Origin of the sequence: Chitinophaga sp. (genome assembly GCF_036566945.1) — a bacterium.
Lineage (GTDB): Bacteria > Bacteroidota > Bacteroidia > Chitinophagales > Chitinophagaceae > Chitinophaga.
This window is the reverse complement of record NZ_DATCVJ010000251.1, coordinates 1-4,238: the sequence shown is the minus strand read 5'-3', so window position 1 is coordinate 4,238 and position 4,238 is coordinate 1. Positions and strand designations below refer to the sequence as shown.

Here is a 4,238-nt window from a genome sequence, read left to right as displayed (position 1 = left end):
AAAAGAGTAACCGGTTTGCGTTCTGATCGACTCGAGCACCTGCTCCAGTCTCGCGCCACTTACACTCAAAGTTACCTGCTGGGAAAAGCCAATGGCAGATGTTGCCAGATAATGGAAGACAGCAAACGTAATGCACAAGGCATAGCGCTTCCAATGGCCCATACGATGGCCACGTTGAATTCTCATAAATGTAATTTTACTGGTGTGAAATGATGATGGTTGATAAATAAAAAACCGGATACTATTTCTCTACAGACAGCCGGCCATTGCTTAGTTTAAATTTTATATTGGTTGTTTTCTCAATTGCGCTTAACAGTTCCGGTAGTGGTGTGCTACGGGGTAATTGCCCATATAGTCTTTTGGCCGGAAGGGAGGAGAAGTCCACTTCAATATCATACCAGCGTTGCAGCTGATACGCCATCTCCCGCAGATCTGTGTCGGAAAAATAAAAGAGATCTGACCGCCAGGAAATATCTTCTTTGGTGTCTACCGCTTTTACCTGTAAATCATTGTTCTCCAGGATGGCCTGTTCCCCTGGTTTTAATAGTCTTGCTGTAATCCCGTTTAATGGATTAATTTTTATACTCCCTGCTACTAATGTTGTTTTGATATAGGGCTCGTCGGTATAGGCTTTTACGTTAAAATTGGTACCCAACACCGCAACTGTTTGTTGAGTGGTCACTACTAAAAATGGTTTGCGATCATCTTTGGTAATATCGAAATATGCTTCACCGGATAATTCCACTTTTCGTTGTCCATCAGGAAACTGCGTCGGGTAGCGCAGAGAGGAAGCGGCATTTAACCACACCTGGCTGCCATCCGGTAATACTACTTTATATTGCTTTCCCCTTGGTATAGTAAGGGTGTTATATACCATTTCCGGTGTTACACCTGCTTTGTTGTTGGCGGCATAAATAAGTGTCCCGTTATTGCTGTTAACAGCGTGGGTGCCTTTCTCCTCAATGACCCGTCCTGCCTCCGTACTGTCCAGCGAAACCTGTTTACCATCAGAAAGGGTCAGCATTACATTGGACTTTGGCTGAGCAGCAGGTGTTAGCTGTGCCATGTTTTTCTGATGAGCTGTCTGGTGTGTGGTCACAAAAAAGCGGTAGGAGAGCAGCGATAATAGCAGCGTTGCACAAGCGGCTGCCCAAATGAGCATTGGCTTTAATGGGTAGATGCGTGGCCCTGGTGTACTGTTTTTTTCATTGATCTGTGATAACAGGTGATCGGCTTCTTCAGGAGAGAAGAAATCTTCCTGTTCAGCAGATGCTGTTGCCAGCTGTTCAAACAGATCATTATATAGTAGTCTTGCGCTCGGATCTGTCAGTAAAACAAATAGCTCCTGGCGCTCCCCGTCAGCGATGGTACCGGCAATGGTCTTGTCCAATAAGTAATGTAACCGGTCTTGCTGCGGCATAGTCTGGCAGTTTAAAACATTGTTCTATATCATAAGACAGTGAAGAGGGTATAAAAGGAGATATGGGAGGAAAAAATATTTTATTTTAAATACCGGACCGCTGCCAGTGTGAACAAAACAGTTACCCGCACCTTAATAAACCGGTGAATAAATTTAAGGGCCAGCTGATTATATTTTTTTACCGAATCGGTGGATAAGTTCATCTGCGTAGCAATTTCAGGATTTCTGTAACCCTGCGCCCGCAGGAGGAATACTGTTTTCTGCTGCATAGGCAGCGCTTCTATGGCTTTGTCCACTATCTCGAGACGGACATCCCCATGGTCATCTTGCTTGTCGTGTTGTTCCAGTACAAACCTGGCATACGTGGCTTGTCCTTTTCTTTCCGCCACAAGCTTTGTGAGATGATTAAGGGTGTGGTTGCGTAGCAGTATGAAAAAATAGGCATTAAATTCCTTGATGTCAGTGAGTTTTTCTTTTTCTTTCCACAGCTTTACAAATAGATCCTGCAGTATTTCTTCCGTTTGTTCCCGGGAACCGATAATCGTATACACAATACGGCCCGCCTGATTGGCATAACCATGAAAGAGCTTTGAGAACGCAGACTGGCAGCCGGCAGCCACTTGCTCCAGTATTTCACGTTCATTGTCAATGCGCTTTAATCCCATAATGCATCGGAAATTTGAATGATGTTTGCTCAGTTGGTTGACATTAGCGGTGGAATTATGACAATATTAGCAATACTTCATAATATTTCCTCCTGCAATTTTAGCAAAAAAAAATAGTAAATTATCAAGTGGCTATAATTATATAGGTGTCCGAATTTTTTCCCACCAGGTATAAAATTGCCTTTCTGCCTGATGTTCAACGCATTCACATGGTGCAAAAAAAGTATTGGTGTTTGCTAAGATAATGCAGGTATACCCGCTCAAAATATGATACTTTGGGCGTTTTCCATATTTCATACGACTGATAAAAACGTACAATGAAAAAACTATTTGTTCCTGTTTTCTATTGCGTCTTAATATCCTTTTCTTTTGCTGCATCTGCCGAAAAAATAAAAGATGCAAAGAAATTGGTGGCCCTATTGAAAAGTTCCACGCCCTATTGTGAGGATGCAGGGGAGCATCGCATCAATAACAATGGATTGCAAATCATCAGAAACTGGGATAGCCGGTTTTGCCGTTCCGCTATTGTTAATAATAGCCAACAAACCATTCACGTCAATAATATTGTCTTATTTGAAATCGATGGAGCCGTGCTGGACAGCAGTAGCCGGATTTATGGCGAAGGGTTTCAGATGCTGTCACAAACCGGTGGCAGTTTAGGGCATCCTCAAAACATAGGTGGTTATACCGACGAAGGACATTATAAAATTATAGGACCACATCACATGCCTACCGCTTATGGGATGTTTAACCTGACCTTGCCCGACGGTCAGTGTCTGATGTTGGCTTTCTCCACCTGTCAGCGGTTCATTGGCCGCATCAGTTTTTCGGAGAAGAAGATGATGGTTTCGATAGACGCAGAAAACCTCACCTTACAGCCAGGCCAGCGGGTGGAGTTAGAGGATTTTATGCTGCTGTCCGGAACAGATAAAAATTTGTTGTATGACGAATTGACGAAGCAGATTGCAGTGAAGCATCCACCGGTTTTCGGTAAGCAGGTACCCACCGGATGGTGCTCCTGGTATTGCTATGGACCGGACGTTACCCAAAATGATATTCGTGAAAACATGAATGGGTTTGCCGCCAAATTGCCGGCGGTGAAATATATTCAGATTGATGATGGCTACCAGCCATACATGGGAGATTGGCTGGAGGATAATCCGCGGTATGGCTCACTGGCAAGTACATTGGCAGAAATCAGAAAGGCTGGTTTTACACCGGCCATCTGGCTGGCTCCCTTCATTGCGGAGAAAGATTCCAGGTTGTTCAAAGAACATCCCGACTGGTTTGTGAAAGACAGCAGCGGTCATCCGTTGAACTCTGCTACAGTGGGATTTGGCGGCTGGCGCAATGCCCCCTGGTATGTGCTCGATGGTACCAATCCACATGCACAGGAATATTTAACCTATGTAGTGAAGACCATGCGCGAAAAATGGGGCGTACAATATTTTAAACTCGACGCCAACTACTGGGGCGCTATTCATAAAGGCGTTCATTACGATGCCAACGCCACGAGGATAGAAGCTTATCGCGCCGGTATGAAAGCCATCCTGAAAGGCTGTGATAACAATACCGTGGTGCTGGGCTGTAATAATCCCATGTGGCCTTCATTAGGACTCATCACCGCGAGTCGTACGAGCAACGACGTATCAAGAGACTGGAACTCTTTTCAGTCAACTGCAAAAGAAAACCTGATGCGTTCCTGGCAAAACGGAACATTGTGGCAAAACGATCCGGATTGTTTGGTACTCGGTGCAAACGGCAACTCCGGCACAGAATTAACAGCCAACGAATATTTGTTTCATGCCACGGTCGTACATGCAGTAGGTGGACTGATGCTGTTGGGCGATAAATACGCTAACCTCACGGAAAAACAATTTGATATTATCCGGAAACAATTACCACCCGCAGGTAAAAGCGCGCGATTTACCAGCGATAAATTTGAGACAGGTTACCTGGACACAGGGGCGGCACAATTTTATTATTTTCTGAACTGGGACGGCAGCAAGCCAGCTTCACGAAAGATAAAATTAAAGTCTAAGTCGTCGTTAGTTAATTATTGGACAGGTGCGAATTTGGGTATTCATGATGGTGTATACGAAGTGAAAGACTTGCCTCCACATTCCGCGTTGCTAATAAAAGCGAGCACGATT

4 protein-coding genes are annotated in these 4,238 nt (G+C 44.5%); 1 reads left to right on the top strand and 3 read right to left on the bottom strand.

Features of this window, described 5'->3' with window-relative positions:
- From VIP81_RS07395 to VIP81_RS07385, 3 genes are all read right to left on the bottom strand, one after another.
- A partial coding sequence (locus VIP81_RS07395) for a hypothetical protein (RefSeq protein WP_331957942.1) occupies positions 1–186 on the bottom strand: 186 nt, incomplete at its 3' end.
- A 55-nt stretch (positions 187–241) separates the two neighbouring features.
- Positions 242–1,420: a FecR family protein gene (locus VIP81_RS07390; protein WP_331957940.1), complete on the bottom strand. Its 1,179-nt coding sequence runs from the start codon at positions 1,418–1,420 to the stop codon at positions 242–244.
- An 80-nt stretch (positions 1,421–1,500) separates the two neighbouring features.
- Positions 1,501–2,085, bottom strand: coding sequence for a sigma-70 family RNA polymerase sigma factor (locus VIP81_RS07385; RefSeq protein ID WP_331957938.1), 585 nt, complete (start codon positions 2,083–2,085; stop codon positions 1,501–1,503).
- A 317-nt stretch (positions 2,086–2,402) separates the two neighbouring features.
- Between VIP81_RS07385 and VIP81_RS07380 the strand changes: the two genes are divergently transcribed.
- Positions 2,403–4,238: glycoside hydrolase family 36 protein (locus tag VIP81_RS07380; RefSeq protein WP_331957936.1), on the top strand; the 1,836-nt coding region annotated here is incomplete at its 3' end.